This window comes from Pedobacter miscanthi (genome assembly GCF_032678605.1).
GTDB lineage: Bacteria > Bacteroidota > Bacteroidia > Sphingobacteriales > Sphingobacteriaceae > Pedobacter > Pedobacter miscanthi_A.
Genome location: NZ_JAVTSU010000006.1, coordinates 291,357 through 308,910, shown reverse-complemented (window position 1 = coordinate 308,910; position 17,554 = coordinate 291,357). Strand labels below are relative to the sequence as shown.

The following is a 17,554-nucleotide window of genomic DNA, read 5'->3' as shown; positions in this document are numbered from 1 at the left end:
TGCTGAATAGATTTCCTCAATTGTGAAATTATGATGACATTAGCGCTAGTCATCCCATCAGTCAATTCATGAACGCTAACGATCTCCTTATCGAACTCAGGAAGTTTGTCCTTATAAAATCTGGTTTGAGAAACATTGACCCAGCCCATTGTAAGATCATTTCCGAGTATGTATTTCAAGAAACCAAGAACTATGTAAGTGAAACTACCATAAAGCGCTTCTTCGGCTTCGCAAATACTTTACATAAATTTTCATTGTTTACCCTGAACAGCCTTTCGCAATATATTGGGTACAATGATTGGGATGCGTTCTGTAAAGACAAAGAAAACCAGACCACTTCTGTTCAGAGTATATGGCAGGATTTAAAACTAAAGGCACACGCCATTACCGAAGTATCGTTAATTGCTAAGAAAAACAATTCTGGCGTTCCATTTAACGCTACCGCAAACAGAAGTTTTTTTTACCCTGATTTTGATTACTTTTTAAAAAACAACTACCAGTTTACTACCGTAAGCGCACAGCCGGGCCAGGGCAAATCTATTTTGCTGGCACATATGGTGGAATATTTTTTCTTTTCAGAAAATGCCATTTATAAAAATGATATCGTTTTAATGGTAAACTCTACCAGCATTAATTCGATTGTGCAAAACGGGGCCACCTTAAAAGATTGGTTTTTAAAAGAATTTAAGTTCGGCAGCTTAAGCGAACTCATTGGCTTTTTTAAGAAAAATCCCGAAAAACGTGAAGGCCGCTTCATTATCATTGTTGATGGTATTGACGAATTGCTGGCCAGAAGCAACTATTTTAAAACATTTATAGATTTTTTATACAGCATAGAAGAAAATAATTTTGTTAAGCTTGTTTTCGGACTGCGCACCAATAGCTGGATTAATTTACAACCTGCCATTTATGGATCTGCATCTTTAACCAAGGCCTGGTACACCGGGCTGTTTTACGATGAAGATACCCTAAGTAATGTGCCTCCGCTAAATGCGGATGAAGTGCTCTATACCCTCAGCCATATTGAAAACAAAATCATCAACCGGTCTGACGTAAGTCCTCCCCTGCTGATCCAGTTTAAAACACCATTTTGGTTACAGGTTTATTTCAAGCTCAAAGATGAGAACCACCATCTTGAGCTGAGTAACCCCTTGTTATGTTACGAATTAATTAGCTATTTCTTAGAAAAACGTGTATTTCTTGCTAAAAAAAGCACCGAAAAAATATTCCTGCTCAAAAAAATAAGCGATTGTATTTCAGAAGGGAACAAAAAACTCAGGGTATCAAAAGAAAAGATACTAAGTTATATCAACTGTTATCCTGATGCTTACGAAGAACTTTTACATGCCGGGATTATCATTGAAGAAAAAAGGCTGAGTACCACTATCCCCACTGAAATTGTCCGCTTTTTGAGCGATGATATTTATACCTATTTCCTTTTTATCCAGATTACAGATAAATTTGAATATAAACCCGGAAAATCTTTTTTCGAGTTCATTTTAAACAGCTTTCCGGCGCAAAACTCACGCAGAGATCATATTTTAAACTGGGCCATCAGGTTTTGCATCAACAGAAATGAAATAGCGGCCTTAAAAAATATCTTTAAGCTCCCTTTTACCAACAGGGAAAAAAATACAGCCTTCGATTTTATCTGTTATGTAGCAAAATTCGAACTTGGAAAGCCAAATTCCAATTTTAACAAGTTAAGTATCGATGTCGATTTTGTAGATATCATGGCTTCTGGCCGAACCATGAGTACCTTGTACAAAGAAACGATCAAAACCATTTCGGAAAATGTACTTAATGAGGATATTCAGATTATGCTGCATGTAATAGAGTGTAATGTAAACCTGATTGATGTAGATAAGGTATCGCTGGCCAATACCATGCAGCTCCTGAAACGGAATTACAAAAGATTAAATGAACTTTTTCCCATTAACCCTTACGATTTAATCCTATATTTCTACAATAACCTCGTTAACAAACCCAATGAGAGTAAAACCCTTGAAGATAAAATCATTAAACTTTGCCAGGAAATAGATAGAAGCACCCCACGGAAAAATGAGGAAATTACCGCTGCAGAAATATTATGCTACCGCCTGGTATTAATTACCTTGTTTTCGCAAAAAAGCTATGCAGAATGCCACCGTTTTATCATGGCCATCCTAAGTAAATATCCAAATATTTTTTACATCAGGTACTCCGTTTTCTCTCCTTTCTTACTGCTGCATTTAGGTCAAACCTATATTAAGCTCAACTATTATAAAAAGGCACAGCGGATTATGCAGTTTGTAGATAAAATCATCAGCAGCGATTATACCTACCATACCAATTTTATTCTGGCTGGCTTCAGCATTTTTAAAGCGAACTTTTATAATGCCACCAATAATTATGAACAGGCACTGGTAGAGGCCAATGCCGGATTGGAGATTACAAAGCAAAGTGATTTTAAAATGTACGAAATTTCGCTTTTGCTCAGTAAAATCGACACTTTAAAACACACAGAAGAATCTGAAGAGGTATCGAACGTAATTAAAGAACTTCTTAATTTCTTAACGGTACATAAACTTTCAATGCCCGATTATTCGAACTTAAGCGGCAGTGAATTTGAACATACCTTTAAGATTTTAAAATCTTACCGCCGTCACCAAAACCTATAAAAGAAGTTTTGTTCTTCAAAAACTACAAGTTTCTCATTTTCTAATGTTAAACACTTTTTTGGTCTGGAGCGCAAAGCCTGTACAAAGCAATAAAATTCTTCCCGTTTTTCGCTTTTACGCTTCACTTCCCCGTGCCGCGTTGCTGCAGGGTAAACGCTTCAACCGGGGCTATGTGGCAAAACCAGCTTTTCATTTTTGAGGGTGCGAGGTGCACAAACCCTTGTTCATAAACCCCACAGCAGCGAAAATACTTTTTGTTGCAGCAACCCTGAATATGCTGTCATGCTGAGGGTACGAAGCATCTGTAAAATATTAAACAGATACTTCGTACCTCAGCATTACAGTTGCACAAAAAGATTGAAGCGAATGGCGGGGCTGCAAAATGCCAAGAACTGCTGCACCTTCATTTACTGATCATAAAAATATGATTATTAATAAGTTCCTCTTTGATTTCGGCTGGAAAGACACCCTATTTAATCAAATTATAAAGTTCATCCAGTTTTGGAGAAAGAACAATCTCAATTCTTCTGTTTTTACTTCTGCCATCGGCATTTGCATTGGTTCCCAAAGGCTGAAATTCGCCCTTACCGGTGGCCGTCATCCTTACACTTTCCACTTTCTCATTCTCGGTTAAATAACGCACTACCGATGTTGCCCTCAATACACTTAAATCCCAGTTATCTTTTATCTGTCCTAAATTATTTATCTTCTGGTTATCCGTATGCCCTTCAACCGCAATATTAATTTCGGGTTGTTGTTTCAATACATTGGCCAGTTGTGTTAAAGCCTGTTTACCTTTTTCATCGATAATAATACTTCCAGAAGGGAATAAAAGTTTATCAGTTAAAGAAACATACACTTTACCATTTTTAATTTCAACGGTTAAACCGCTTTTGGTAAAGCCCAATAAAGCCTGCTGTAATTTTTCTTTTAATGCATTGGTGGCTTCATCACGTTTACGAAGCACTTCTTCTACCTCTTTTAAACGTTTTTCACGGGCAGCTAAATCGCCGGATAATTTAGTGATTTCGGTTGAGGAGTTGTTTTTAAGTTTTTTGTAGTTCGCATCAACGGTATTGTAACTGTTTTGCAGGTCGCGCAACTCTTCAGCCATTAAAGTGGTATCCTTTTTCAGTTTCGACACCTCCTTTTCAAGGTTTTCAATTTTAATTAAACCTTCGTTAAAAGCGGTATAAAGCGAATCTTTGGTTCCGAGTAATGCTTTATATTTTTTAGGGGATAACACCACACAGGACGTTAATGAAGAGAAAAAAAGGAGAACGGCAAAGGCAAGAAAGGTATTTTTCATTTTTTTAGTTTCAAGGGTTTGGTATCAAGATTTGAGTATATAGTAGCAAGTATTTAGTATCAAGTATATAGTAGCAAGTATATAGTAGCAAGTATCAAGAGCTTTTACGTTTGACCGTTAATTGCTAACTGAAAACTGTTTATTGTTCTATTGCGTTTCGTAAAAATGCAACTAAAGGTTGTACTGTTTTAAAAGAACTTATCAACTTATTAACGAGGTTTGCTTTTAAAAATTCTTCATCACTGATTTTTGTAGTGGCCTCGAAGCTTTTCAGTTTTAAAAATTCGATGTTTGGATCGGCAGGGTCATAACCTTTGGGGGCATTTTTAAGGGCATTATCTACCCCTAGTTTAAAATTTTTCTTAAAATCCTTTTCATTGATAATTTCTTTAAAATCGCTAATGTTATAATCAATTTCCTGCCTGATGAGTTTTAAATGCTGTGCCTCCGGCATCCAGTAACCACCCGCCAGAAAACCTTTGCCTGGCTGGATGTGCAGGTAATACCCCGGTTCGTTGCCACCTTTACTTTTGGCCGAAAACCAGATACCAAAATTGTTTTTATAAGGATCTTTATTTTTGCTGAAACGCACATCGCGGTAAATGCGTAAAAGGCTCTTTTTAGGATCAGCCTCTGCCGAAAGTAAAGGATCTACTTTGGCCAGTTCGGGAATTAGTTTTGCAACAAGTGCCAGTACATCTGCTTTTGCCTCTTCGTAAACCTCTTTATTGGCGGCAAACCATTCGCGGTTATTGTTTTCGGCAACATCTTTTATAAAATTTAAGGTTTCTTTTTTAAGCATATCTTGAGGTTCGTTCGTTCACGGGTCATTTGTTTATTGGTAATTTCAAACTGCCAATTGTTAACGCTAAATTGGTTTACTGGTCATTGGTTAATCGTACCAGCAACCGCTCACTCCTAACGTTAAACTTATTAATGGTTTACAGGCAATTGGAGCTTTTCTAGGGGCAAATTTGCAAAACGCTTAGTGCCAAAGCAACCGTCTATTTATCGTAATACGGCTTGTATTTAATATTCGGCGATAAAACGTGAAGCAATATAATTCTCGAATACCGGTAATTAAAGGGATACAGGATAAAACAGCCTGCAAAAATAACGATGAGATAATGCCAGAAAGTAGCATCCGTTAATGGGCCAAAAAGTAAATAAGTAATGAAACTGGCAAAAAGCATCTCAATTACATTCATGGCATAACTTACGTACATGGCCGCATAAAAGTAACCTGGTTCTATTTCGATGCGCTGTGCGCAATGACCGCAGATTTCTTTAGTATGCTGAATATTCCAGCCGTACATGCTGCCGGTAAAAATAGATCCTCTACGGCAATGCGGGCATTTACAATGAACAATGGCATAAAGCTTTGAAGTTTGCCCCTCCATGCTCTTAATTTAAATTAAAAGGTTCTTTTTTCATGTTGAGGTGAATGTTCTTTTTACGGTATTTTTTATACCATACCACCCCCACAATTATGGCCATTAAATAAGGAACAGACAATAAGTACAAAACGCCTGTATTTAAACCCGCAGACACTGTATTGCCATTTTTAATGCCCTGCTCGGCATTTATGCTACACATTGCGCATTGTGCATTAACATTAGGGCTTACCGCAAAGGTAAATACCAGCAAAAACAGGATAAAAATTGCTTTCTTTTTCATGAGTTACAAATATACAGAATAAACGGATGAAGGGATTTAAAAATTATGTCATAAAAAAACCTCACTTTTTAGGGTGAGGTTTTTAAGCTTTTTATTTTTTACTGAGCAATTGCTTTCTTCTTTATGAATTACAAATATAAGCATAAACGCTTGGAGGGACTTAAAAATTATGCCACAAAAAACCCTTACTTTTTAGGGTAAGGGCATTGGAGCATCAATTATTTAATTAAGTTTTTAAATAAATTTTACATCAAACTCACTTTTACACCAAAGGTATTGAAAACAATAATTCCATCGGCATTTGGTGCTTCTTCATATAGAATTGTCGCCACATTAGCTTTTAAGTAAAAAAATCGCCGTAAACAAAATCAACATACGGAATAATTCCAGCTGGTAATGTTCCAGTGTAACTAAGAAGTTTATTTCTCCTCAGCAAGGAGCTTCCGGATATTGTTTATGGTCGACACTACCTGGAGGTAATGTTGCTTCTTTGCGTGTCTGTTCATCAAAGCATTTCTCATACACATCATTATCTCCATAAAATGAGCTATTGTGATCTGCAAATCTTATTGTACATCCGATGGTACCGCCAACATCAAAATTTGAGATAGTTAGACTGTTTGCTTTGGGGATTTCAACTTCTTTCTTTTTGATGATTAAGCTTTGTTGAAAATCTGATGCCTCTTTTTTACAAGATATGACACTTAAAGCCATTAAAGTTGAGAGTGTTAGTGTTTTAAAAATTTCATTTTTTGAGCTATAGAATATATAATGTAGTCAAAAATAAGAACTACCAAAAACCGGTAGTTCTTATAAGAGTGATTAATTGATTTATTTTATCTAGGTCTCCAGCTAATCCAAGCTTGTGCATCAGATTTACGTACCATATCGTAACGTGTTCCATCAGGAGAGGTAGAAATAAGGTACCAATCTTGAGAACTACCTGCTGTTGCTCCACCGTACAGAAGCGCTCTTGCAGCTGTCATTGAAACAGCCAATGGTGCAGTTCCTGTAAACGTTCCTGCGCTCGAAACCAGCGTAAACCGGGCAATACCACTAACAACAGTAACAGGTGTTACTGAAAAAGCATAAGGGGCAACTAATCCGGTCGTAAAAGCGATTAAACCATCATTGGCACCACCAAATACTGAAGCTCCCGCATACCATAAGTTAGTATAACCAGGAACACTTCTGAAATTACAAAAATCATCAACGCCATTGGCATGAAAAGCTTTATCAGAAACCCAGCAATCATTAAAGTTTAAAGCCTTTTGATTGTACCATTTTTGTGCGGCAGTTGCGTCGAATTTTAAAGGAGCTATAGCCTCATTTAATGAGAAGGCAGTACCATTTATTGTTCCAGCAAAAACCCTGTTTGTAGCATCAAAGCTTGTATCCTTAATTTGGCTTATAGTTGCTGTACCTATAGTAATTGGATTAAGAAATACCATTGTTGTTCCATCTACATAAAAAGCGCCAGTTACCACAACGGCTGCACCATTAACATAATAGGTAAAAATTAACTGTTTATTGGTTGGATCAACTTTAACTTCACATTCAACCCCACCAATGGTAGTTCTTTTAAAATAAGTTCTAAGTTGTGCTAATTTTGACAATACATCATTTGTACCTTTTGGAAATGCATCGTATTCTGCAGCTGTTTTAGCCTTTACCAAAAATAACTTACTTCCTAATCTATTTCCTATTAGCTTGATGGTATCACCTGAAGTTTTATCAAAATAAAATTCAAAATCAGATTTGTAACCATTACCTGCCTGGCCTCCTGCTACTGATGGATCCGGATCGGCTAACAAGTGGATGTAAGAATAGGTATCAAAAAGTAATGTTGGTGCCTGTTGTAATCTTAACCGATAACCACTCTCAGCACTTGTTGATGCTGCTGCTGTAGTGAAATCCGATATCATATTAACTCTGTCATTGGCACCAAATTTCATCGAGAACAAGTACACGCCTCCTCCTGATGGAAAAAGTAATGCTTTCCATCCATTGGTATTACCTGTTAAAGCATCCTTATAAGAGGTAAGCGCAGCTTCGGTTCTTTCTTCTGGCCTTTCTCCTGGCCCTGGATCTATGCCTTTCTTACAACTGTTAAATAGCGCAACAGAAAGCAGGGCATATAATATATATTTTTTCATGTTTATATTTTTAAGTATGAAAATTAATTCAGCGTTCCAATAATGAATGATGTTGGATCAGTTGATTTATAGAATGCACCAAAAGCACCTGGCAAACCTTTAGTTCCAGGAACGAAATTAGGGGCATAATCTATATTGAATTTATTATTAGCCACATAACCAGCAAGTCCGGCAAGTGATGTTTTAATAATGCCATAATTACTATAATTTGCTGAAGTTGGTTGCACACTATTTAATGTTAGTGTTGCTGTTCCATTTGCATCAAATGATATCGTATAGTCTGCATCGCCACTAAATGTATTTGTACCTTGTGTAAAAGTATATCTGATGGTAACCAGGTTATTGGCACCGAACAACATCGAATAGGTAGTTAAACCAAAACCCTGAGCAGTCATTGCTGTTTTAGCTGTATTCCAAAGTGCTAAAAACTCAGGAGATTGTGGGGTTTGTGTAGAAGGACTAGCTGTAAGAGTAGTATAAGTTTTACCAGTGCCTATTGCAGTATACAATGGTGGTGCGTTACGATCTGTAGCAGCAGTAACTTCAGCCTGAAGCGCATAGAAATCAATATTAAATGCTTTCTTGAAATAATCTACCACAAATGCTTCTTTTTTGCGAAGCTTTGTTTGAGAATCAGCTGTTAGCGCATTAACTGTTGCATCGTATTTTGCTTTACCATATTGTAACATAATAGAGGTCATTTCGGCAAAATCTTCTAATGGATTAGAACGTGAATATTGCGTAATGAAGCCTAAAGTCCTGGCTACAGCCTGACTTGGAATGTTCCAGTTTGCGGTATAATCTGCTTTGGTTACCAGATCGAAGTTTACGTCATAAGCCACTTTCTGATTCAAAATGTGTGTAAATTCATGTTCAATTACATGGATCATTTCTGAAGTAGCGGCCGTATTGCTTTTAGAGAAATTATTGATCACATACAAAACAATTTTCTTTCCTCCTTCGGCAGTACCCAAAGTAATGGTACCGTCACCATTATAAGATGGACTTCCTACCAGGTAAAACTGTTTAGGTGTATATATCTTCATAAAATTCGGACCACCTACTTTCTCGTAAGGCTTTATCCAGATATCCCTAACCGTTTCCATCGCCGGGATTACCTGGCTTTCTTTCGGAGGGGTTATATCTTTGTCTAAATCAGCTTCAAAAGGATCGAAGCGATATTTCACTTCAATGTTATAAGGATTAAGATAATTGGTAGTCAACCAGTTATCGATATCTGATTTTACGGTATTATTTCTGTCAATTGCATCTAAATTTGCATTAAGTGTTTTATCCTTATTGCAAGATGACACGGTCACAGATACAACCAGTGCCAACAAACTTATTTTAAATATCTTTTTCATATTTCTATATTTAATAATACTACCTAGGATTTTGGTCTATACCTGATAATTTAACCTCAGAAGGAAGTTGAAATAAACGGCGTGGATCAGTTGGTGCAAGTGTTACAAAAGTATCAGAATTGTCTACTGCCTTAATATTGTGTCTCACAGTTAAACCTAACCTTACAATATCCAACCAACGTAAACCTTCTTGTGCAAATTCTTGCTTTTTAAAATCCAAAACCGTTTTTACCAATCCTTCTTTAGGATCGTTCGTGTTATAGAAAGATGCAACTTTTGCTAATGTTACACCATTTGTTGTTGAGTTATAACTTTGTACCCTTGTGCTTACAAAGGTATTCAGATCGGCCAATGCTAAAGTATTCTGTCCTAAATTTGCATAGGCTTCTGCCCTGTTTAATAGAACCTCATCAGTAGTAAACTGGATCATCATGGTGTAAGGGAAACCGATTGTTGCATTAGGACTTGTACGGATAAACAATTCTAAATATTTATAGAATGTATAGTTAGGTACGCCATAATTTAATACTTTTTGAGAAGTAAAACTTGTTCCAGTAACATTTGGCTGATACGAGGCTGCGTTTAAGGTTAAACCCATTCCGTAGCGGTAAAATGCCTGATTACGTGCCCAGCTAGATGCTGCTTCAGTAATTAATAAATTTGAAGGTTCAGCAGCCTGGGTAAATGCAATACGGAACTCGTTTGCTGATGCAGCATAATAACGCGTATTCCATGGCCTGATGATCGTTGCAAAACTACCGCTCGGCCCTACCGCTGTAGCATAGGTTACCACTTTTGCATAGTCTCTTTTGAATAGATAGAATCGGGCAGCGAAAGCATTTGCAGCGGCCTGGTTAAAATGATATTTCGGAACTTTGTATGCATTATCTTTTAATAATGGCATACCTTCTAAAAGATCTTTCTCTATTGCGGCATAGGTTGAGGCCACTGTTCCACGGGTATACTGACCAAAAACTATTTTTTCTGGTACAGTAACATACGGAATGCCAGGAGAATCATTGGATGTTGTTGGATCATATGCTTTTGCGAAAAAGGTTACCAGCATAAAATGTGCATAGGCACGGGCAACCAATGCCTCACCCTTGTAGGCTAGATATGCTGTTTGATCTGGCATGCTATTTATGGCTTCAAGGGCTGCATTAGCAGCGGCTATAGCGGTATAACTCGCATTCCAAAAGTTGGTTGGCGTTCCGGTATCTCTACCGTTTACATCCCTCCACAAATAAGCATCCTGATTTTCAACTGCAATATCACCAACGTTAACACCTTTATCTTCAGAGTTATCGGAAGCAGCTTCTGCAAAAGTAACATAATCTGCCTGTGCATAAGCTGTAGCTAAAAGCTCACCAACCTTTTCAGGAGTGTTTAATTTGGTACGTTGATCGGGAGCAGTTTCTAAATATTTCTTACAACCACTAAAAGAAGTAATTGCAAGAATTAATAATACTGAACTATATATTTTTTTCATCATGTTATAAATTAAAATCCAACTTTTAGTGATAAAGTAAACTGACGTGGGATTGGCAAGGCCACACCACCTGTTCCAAAGAACTCTGGATCTTGCCCGTTTAGCGCTTTATCTGAGTAAATTAATACCACATTATTTGCAATAAGACTTAACGAAGCTGTTCTGAAACCAAACTTGCTGATCAATGCCGGTTTAACATTATAACTTAACGAAACTTGTTTCAACCTCACAAAGCCGCCATCTGCAACCCTCGCCGATGAGTAATTGTAATTGTTATAAGGATATCCATCCAGTTGTGCAACCTGTCTTTTATCAAGAATTGAAGGCACATTGGTAATTAACTCATCACCAGGCATTTCCCATCTATTAAGGAAAACTGAAGACATTGCGTCTAAATCATTGTAACTCGATTTGAAAACAGGATTTAACCTCACTTTATTACCCGCACTAAAAGTTACCAATGCACTGAAAGTAAAATCTTTGTATCTAAATGAGTTGTAAAAACCACCTGTTAAGGTTGGATCAATAGGGCCTTCGTATTTTAAGTATTTGGTTACATCGCTCTGCAAGTAAACATTTGTTCCAACCGTACCATCTTCTTTAATAAATTGAGGCACACCATTTGCATGGCTCAAACCTTGAAAATCGATAGAGAACAAACCTCTTTGCGGGTAACCCAATTGTGCACCACCATCAGAATTAACCAAATCAAATATTAAAGGTTGATTTTGTAAATTGGTAATTTTCGAAGTGTTGTGTCCAAAGTTTAACTGGGTATTCCATCCCCAATCTTCTTTTTTGAAGATTGTAGCACCAATTGTTGCTTCAATACCTCTCGATTTCATATCAGCATAGTTGGCAACTTTAACCGGTTCGCCACCAATACCTGATGTTCTGATTGCACCGATCAGATCGTAACTTCTTCTATCGTAAGCATCAACCGTTAAGGTTAAGCGATCGTTGAAAAAACCTAAATCCAGACCTAAGTTTAACTCGTTCATTTTTTCAAATGTCAACTGAGAATTTTCTAAGCCGGAAATAAACAAGGCTGTTTCTTTTTCAGATAAATATGGTCTGCGTGTACCTTGTGCTAAAAGAACTAAACTAGAGTTTGTAGCGGGACCTAAACTTGCAACCAAACCATAAGTTGCACGTAAAGTAGCACGGTTTAATACTTTTTTAATGCTTTCTTTCTGCATAAAGTTTTCAGTATCGATGTTCCATGCACCTGATACGTTCCAGGTAGGTAACCATCTTGCTGTACGTGATTCTCCTAAAAGGTTAGAACCATCATAACGGCCCGTAGCATTGATACTATATTTACCTTTATAAGAATAAGCTGCTCTTAACGAATAGTTTAAATAGCGCTCATAATTATATTTCATACTGTAATAGTTGAAGTTAGACTCCACATTCTGCTTTACAATATTAGGGTCAATAAAGGGCACACCACCCTGATCGTATTGATAGCCATAACCATCAAAAGTTTTATGCTGACGGTTAATGTACCTTAACTCCTGAGTAGCAAAAATATTTACCAGGTGATCTTCATTAAAGGTTTTATTATACTCTAATGAGTTACGGAAATAATAATTGGTAATATTATCATCAACAGTATTGTAAAAACCACCAAAAGGTAAAACTGAAACGGGTAAAGCATTCGGATTATCAGGGTTTCTGTAAAGGAAACGGTTATTGCTAAGAATGGTTGGATTTTGTTCTGCCACACCTGCACGATAAGCTTTTGCCTGATTTGAATTTTCAGTGATTTTATGTTCCTGATTTGTTTTAGCAAAACGGTAGGCACCATCAAATGAATATTGCAAATCTTTAATTATTTTATATTTAATACCAACCTGACCTTTAAAATCGATTTGGGTAAGGCCTAGTGTGTTATTTTTTAACTCATCGATAATATTGAACGGAGCATAATCTTTAGTAAAATATTCCAGATTGCCGTTTGCATCGTAAGGGGTTAAAACACGACTGGTATTGATCGCATAACTAAATGGGTTAATATCGAAATCCCTGTCATACGTTCCAAAAACCGGATTACTGTTTCTGCCCAATGTACCTGGCGCAACCTGATCGCGGACTGAACCCTGCGTTAATAATTCGAATGTTAATTTTTCACTTAACTTAAACGTTCCTCTTAAGTTACCGGTAAAACGCTTAACACCATCACCGATCGTCCAACCGTTATCATTTAAGAAACTTGTTGAAGCGTAAAATTTAGATTTATCTGTTCCTGATGTTACACTTAGAGAGTGCTCCTGTAGTAATGAGTTTTTAAACAAAACATCGAACCAATCTGTATTGGCATTGGCATAACGCTGCAAAAAAGCCTTTTGACTAGGAAAATCATTTCTTAAAGCATAGGTATTTGTCGCCGCATCGTAACTATACATCTGGTTGTACATTTTGGTAAATACACCACCATTTGCACTATTTGCAGTAACTCCCTGGTTTAACCAGCCTTTACTCTGCATTTCCAGATAAACATTCATCTGGTCGGCAGAATTTAAGATGTCGTAATTGCTGTAAGAAGGTTTTAAATAGCTAGAGAAGTTACCTGTGTACGAAACCAAAGGTTTTCCTTCTGTATTTCTACCTTTTTTGGTAGTTACAACAACCACACCATTCATTGCCCTTGCACCATATTGTGCAGTAGCAGCAGCATCTTTCAAAATATTAAAACTCTCAATATCATCAGCGTTTAATCCTGCTACTGACGAACCGATCAGTGTATTGGCATCACCAGATGAAAGTTGTTCGTTAGAAATATTTACAACATCCTCCAAAATTACACCATCAACAACCCAAAGCGGTTTATTATCACCCGAGATTGAAGTTGCACCACGTACACGGATTTTCGGAGCGGCTCCAAACGTTCCGGAAACGTTTTGCACGGAAACACCGGCTACCCTACCTTCAAGCATCCTGCTGATATCGGTAATACCATCACGTTTTACATCTGATGCTTTTAAAGCAGTTGCAGCACCTGTAAAAAGTTTTTTATTCAGATCCTGATAACCTGTTGAAATTACGTTCACCTCTTTAAGTTGAGCAGCATCTTCTTCTAAAGTTACATTGACTACAGCACGTGAACCAATTTCTACTTCAAGCGTTTTGTATCCAATATAACTAAAAACCAACGTTGCATTTTCTTTAACAGAAATCGCATAATCACCTGCAGCACTCGTTGATACAGCATTTGCAGCACCTTTTTCTCTTACACTTACGCCTGGTAATACGGCTCCGTTTTTATCCCTTACTTTTCCACTTACTTTTACGGCAACAAAATATCCGATTACTTTATCAATAATCGATTTTTCTTTAGGTATAATTAAAATGGTTTTGTCTTCAATGGTATAGCTTAAATCATTTCCTGAAATAATTTTTGCCATTACCTCTTCGATAGTAGCATTGCTAAAGTTGGCGTTAAAAGTAGTTGTACTTTTAATTTTGTTGGTAGATAATAGTACATCATAACCAGATTGCAGCCTGATTTCTCTGAACATTTTCTCTAATGTTACATTTTTTTCCTTTAATGTAACCAGCTGGCCAAATGAAGCTGCACTTACCTGCATTAAAGAGGCAAGTAATATGACCGTAACTAACTTCATAATTAATAGCAATTTAGGTATGTAGCGTCGATGCGTACATAAAATTCTAATATAAATTTTGTACATTTAATAGTCTGTTTTTGTGCGGAACGCAATTAAGTTTGGACGCCAAAAAGCGTTTCGCGATTATCCAAGAAATAAATTGATTTTTAATCGATTCCGGCATACGGAATAGCTAAACAGATATGAAAGGGGTGTTGCAAGCACTCCTTTTTTATTCATTCAGCATTGAATCGTCAGGAGTGTTGTCGAAGTTTATTCATGATTTTTGTTAGGTTAAGGGTTGATTAATTAGTTATTTTTAGAGATAAAGGTTAGTTACTCCTTCATCTGTTCTCGTTTATTCTTTGTAGACAATCAATTTATTGCCTTTAATATCAAATCTTACTTCTCCAGTTTGTTCAAACTTTCTAAGTACTTTCGATATTTTTTCAAAACGGCTTACCGTACCATAATACATTACATCTTTTGCATCCTGATCGGCATATTCTATTTCTACGTTATACCAACGGGCAACTTTACGTAGAATACTTTCCTGCCTTTCATTGTTAAACATGAAATAGCCGTTTTTCCACGCTATTGCCTCATCTACATCAACTCCTTTTACATCAATACCAGAAACTGATAAGATAGATTGCTCTCCGGGTTTTAATATTTCGCTCTGGTCGGTATTTTTCTGCGAAACACGTACACTACCTTCAAGCAGGGTTGTTTTTGTTACAATTTCGTCGTTATAGCTGTTAATATTAAAGTGCGTTCCCAGTACTTCTACTGATTGTTTATCGGTTTCAACAATAAACGGATGTGCTTTATCTTTAGCCACTTCAAAATAAGCCTCGCCATCAAGTTTTACCACACGTTGTTTAGCTGTACCTATGTTTAAGGAGTATTGGATAGAAGATGCCGCATTGAGCCAAACGGTTGATCCATCAGGCAGGCGGATTTGCCATTCGCCTCCGTTAGGAGTAGATATAGTATTTAACCGTGTATCCTCAATATTTTCTGATTCGGCAATGTTATACACCAGTTGACCATCAGCTGTTTTGGTGATTGAAAATCCGGCTTCCTTTGCAATATCACCGTTGGTGGCATCAGAAAGTGAAATCTTTTTGCCGTTTGCCAGGGTTAGAATAGCTTTGTTTTTACCAGGAGCAACATCAGTGGCAAAAACGTGCTCTTTCTTTTTATTTAAAGAAATGTAAGCCGTAAATGAGAACACTATAAATACAACTGCAGCTGCGGCCCATTTTATGGTATTCATCAAAATTTTACGGGGTGAGCGTGCAGGTTTATCTACATTAAGAATTTTATTTAGAACCGGATTCCATTTTACATCAACAATCTCAACAGCATATTCTTCCTCTGCGACAATCATTTTCACGATTTCGTCAGTAAGGATCGAATTGCTGTCCTCAGCCATAGCTAAGAGTTCTTCTCTTTCTGCCGGGCTTAATGTTTTAGCTGTAAATTGTTGTAATAGATAAAGTATACGTTCTTCCATATAAAGATTCTGATACTAAGAAGCCGCAAAAGAAATTTAGGACTATCGGGATTTTACTTTTTTTTATTTTATTTTAAAAAAGAAGCAAACAATAGGAAAAACAAATATAATTCCATGCTGATTTAAATGCAATCTTATCGATTTAAGCGATATTACAAGGGCATTTTTAACTGTATTTGGAGATATATTGAGTATTTCAGCGATTTCCGGGATGCTTTTACCATCACGCCTGCTTAGTTGATAAATGTTTTTGCGCTGTTCGGGCAACTTTTCTACTGCCACAGCTATAATCTTGGTAATTTCGTTTAAATTAATTTCTTCTGAAGTGCTATTGTGGCTATTTGGCTGCTTGTTGGTAAAAGCATCGATCACTTTATCTTCTTTAAGCTTTTTCCGGAGGTAACTCAAGCATTCATTAGACACATATTTATAAAGATATGCCTTCACATTCTCTACTTCTGCTAATTTATCCCGGTTAAGCCAAACCCTTAAAAAAGCATCCTGAATAATTTCTTCGGCAGCATCATCAGATTTGGTAAACTTTGTAGCGAAAATCTGGAGTACAGGAAGATACTTGAAGAACAAGACAGAAAAAGCCTGTTCATCTCCTTCAACAATTTTTTTCACAAGTATTTTTTCACCCTCAGAATCTTTAAAGCGCATATTGTAAAATAAATCCTTCCAACTCCCTAACCGAGTGTTTAAATTTGGTTTGTTTACATAGCGTAAATAAAAGAATAAGTAAAACGCAATGTTTATCTAGATTAGGGAGATTATATTTATAAATATACAATTTGATTTGATAGCTGCATGGAATAAAATAAAAAAACCTCGCTTTTTAAAGCGAGGTTTTTAAAAATACAAAACTGTTTTTAGGTCAAAAACATGGGCCTAAGGCGTTGTTGTTAATCTAGGAATCATTTTAAACGTATTGTTACTGTTTGCATAATAACCTAACGGATATTGGGTAGTTGCAGCAAAAAAAGTTAATTTGTTTACTTTAACACCTTCTATGGTATATTCTTTATAAAATTCGATACCTGTATCTGTTGTGATATAAGAAACGGTTAGGCTTGGTGTTGTGGCTAAAGTAAAACTGCGATTTGGCCTCGATGTTCCATTTACCGTTGCAAGCGTAGGCACCCCTTGTAGTGTTTTACCGTTAACTTCAATAGCAAAGCCTCTGTAAGTATTAAATTTTGTATTGGCCGTTTTGTAATTGGCAATAATCGTTGCAAGCTGATCGGATGCAACAGCTCTCATCTTCATTACATTGCCGTATTTTCTACCTTTCAACACCACAGAATCCTGGCTGGAGCTAAGCACTAAAAATTCAAATTCTCCTTTCATACCGCTATCTGAAGCACCAATACCTAAACTGGTACTGTTACCAGTGTAATATCCGGGTAACGAAAAATAATGAATAACGGAATTATAGGTATCAAACGTCAATATAGGACCAGAACCTGCATAAACCTTAAACGTGCTGCTTTGCGTGGTGGTAGCATAATCAGCCTGTAAAGTTACATCAACCGATGTGGTAAAATTAGGAAAGAGGTTAAATCCTCCATACTCTACATTTGCTCCAGGATAAAAGCTGAATATCCAGGTTTTTTTTCCATTTAAAGCACTGTATGCGTCGTTAATACTGGCATTTAACCTTGCCGCAGGACTATCTTCAAATATCCGGTCTTTCTTTTTATCACAACCTGTAAATAAAAGAATAGCTAATACCGTTATAAATAAATATTGTGTTTTCATAATTCTTCTAG

General features: G+C 36.7%; 13 protein-coding genes. 1 reads left to right on the top strand and 12 read right to left on the bottom strand.

Going from position 1 to position 17,554, the window contains the following annotated elements:
• The first annotated feature begins 125 nt into the window (after nt 1-125).
• Entirely contained in the window at nt 126-2,660 is a 2,535-nt protein-coding gene (locus R2R28_RS11765; RefSeq protein WP_316825879.1) for a hypothetical protein, read from the top strand.
• A 469-nt stretch (nt 2,661-3,129) separates the two neighbouring features.
• On the opposite strand, the gene R2R28_RS11760 is transcribed toward R2R28_RS11765, so the two are convergent.
• The 12 genes from R2R28_RS11760 to R2R28_RS11705 form a co-directional block, all read right to left on the bottom strand.
• Nucleotides 3,130-3,969 carry a flagellar motor protein MotB gene (locus R2R28_RS11760; protein ID WP_316825878.1) on the bottom strand — a complete coding sequence of 280 codons (840 nt, stop codon included), beginning with the start codon at nt 3,967-3,969 and terminating at the stop codon, nt 3,130-3,132.
• A gap of 139 nt (nt 3,970-4,108) precedes the next feature.
• Entirely contained in the window at nt 4,109-4,771 is a 663-nt protein-coding gene (locus R2R28_RS11755) for a DUF2461 domain-containing protein (RefSeq protein WP_316825877.1), read from the bottom strand.
• 202 nt (nt 4,772-4,973) lie between these two features.
• Nucleotides 4,974-5,369, bottom strand: a complete 396-nt coding sequence (locus R2R28_RS11750; protein WP_316825876.1) for a DUF983 domain-containing protein — start codon at nt 5,367-5,369, stop codon at nt 4,974-4,976.
• A gap of 4 nt (nt 5,370-5,373) precedes the next feature.
• Complete coding sequence (locus R2R28_RS11745) at nt 5,374-5,646, bottom strand: hypothetical protein (protein WP_316825875.1); 273 nt, start codon at nt 5,644-5,646, stop codon at nt 5,374-5,376.
• Between the two features lie 429 nt (nt 5,647-6,075).
• On the bottom strand, nt 6,076-6,360 hold the full coding sequence (locus R2R28_RS11740; RefSeq protein ID WP_316825874.1) for a hypothetical protein: 285 nt from the start codon (nt 6,358-6,360) through the stop codon (nt 6,076-6,078).
• Between the two features lie 122 nt (nt 6,361-6,482).
• Nucleotides 6,483-7,802 carry a DUF4302 domain-containing protein gene (locus R2R28_RS11735; protein WP_316825873.1) on the bottom strand — a complete coding sequence of 440 codons (1,320 nt, stop codon included), beginning with the start codon at nt 7,800-7,802 and terminating at the stop codon, nt 6,483-6,485.
• A gap of 23 nt (nt 7,803-7,825) precedes the next feature.
• Nucleotides 7,826-9,166 carry a putative zinc-binding metallopeptidase gene (locus R2R28_RS11730; protein ID WP_316825872.1) on the bottom strand — a complete coding sequence of 447 codons (1,341 nt, stop codon included), beginning with the start codon at nt 9,164-9,166 and terminating at the stop codon, nt 7,826-7,828.
• 19 nt (nt 9,167-9,185) lie between these two features.
• Entirely contained in the window at nt 9,186-10,658 is a 1,473-nt protein-coding gene (locus R2R28_RS11725) for a RagB/SusD family nutrient uptake outer membrane protein (protein ID WP_316825871.1), read from the bottom strand.
• Between the two features lie 8 nt (nt 10,659-10,666).
• Nucleotides 10,667-14,281: a SusC/RagA family TonB-linked outer membrane protein gene (locus tag R2R28_RS11720; RefSeq protein WP_316825870.1), complete on the bottom strand. Its 3,615-nt coding sequence runs from the start codon at nt 14,279-14,281 to the stop codon at nt 10,667-10,669.
• A gap of 340 nt (nt 14,282-14,621) precedes the next feature.
• Nucleotides 14,622-15,782, bottom strand: coding sequence for a FecR family protein (locus R2R28_RS11715; protein WP_316825869.1), 1,161 nt, complete (start codon nt 15,780-15,782; stop codon nt 14,622-14,624).
• 63 nt (nt 15,783-15,845) lie between these two features.
• Nucleotides 15,846-16,409, bottom strand: coding sequence for an RNA polymerase sigma-70 factor (locus R2R28_RS11710; RefSeq protein ID WP_316825868.1), 564 nt, complete (start codon nt 16,407-16,409; stop codon nt 15,846-15,848).
• Between the two features lie 264 nt (nt 16,410-16,673).
• Entirely contained in the window at nt 16,674-17,543 is an 870-nt protein-coding gene (locus tag R2R28_RS11705) for a DUF4302 domain-containing protein (RefSeq protein ID WP_316825867.1), read from the bottom strand.
• Between the last annotated feature and the right edge of the window lie 11 nt (nt 17,544-17,554).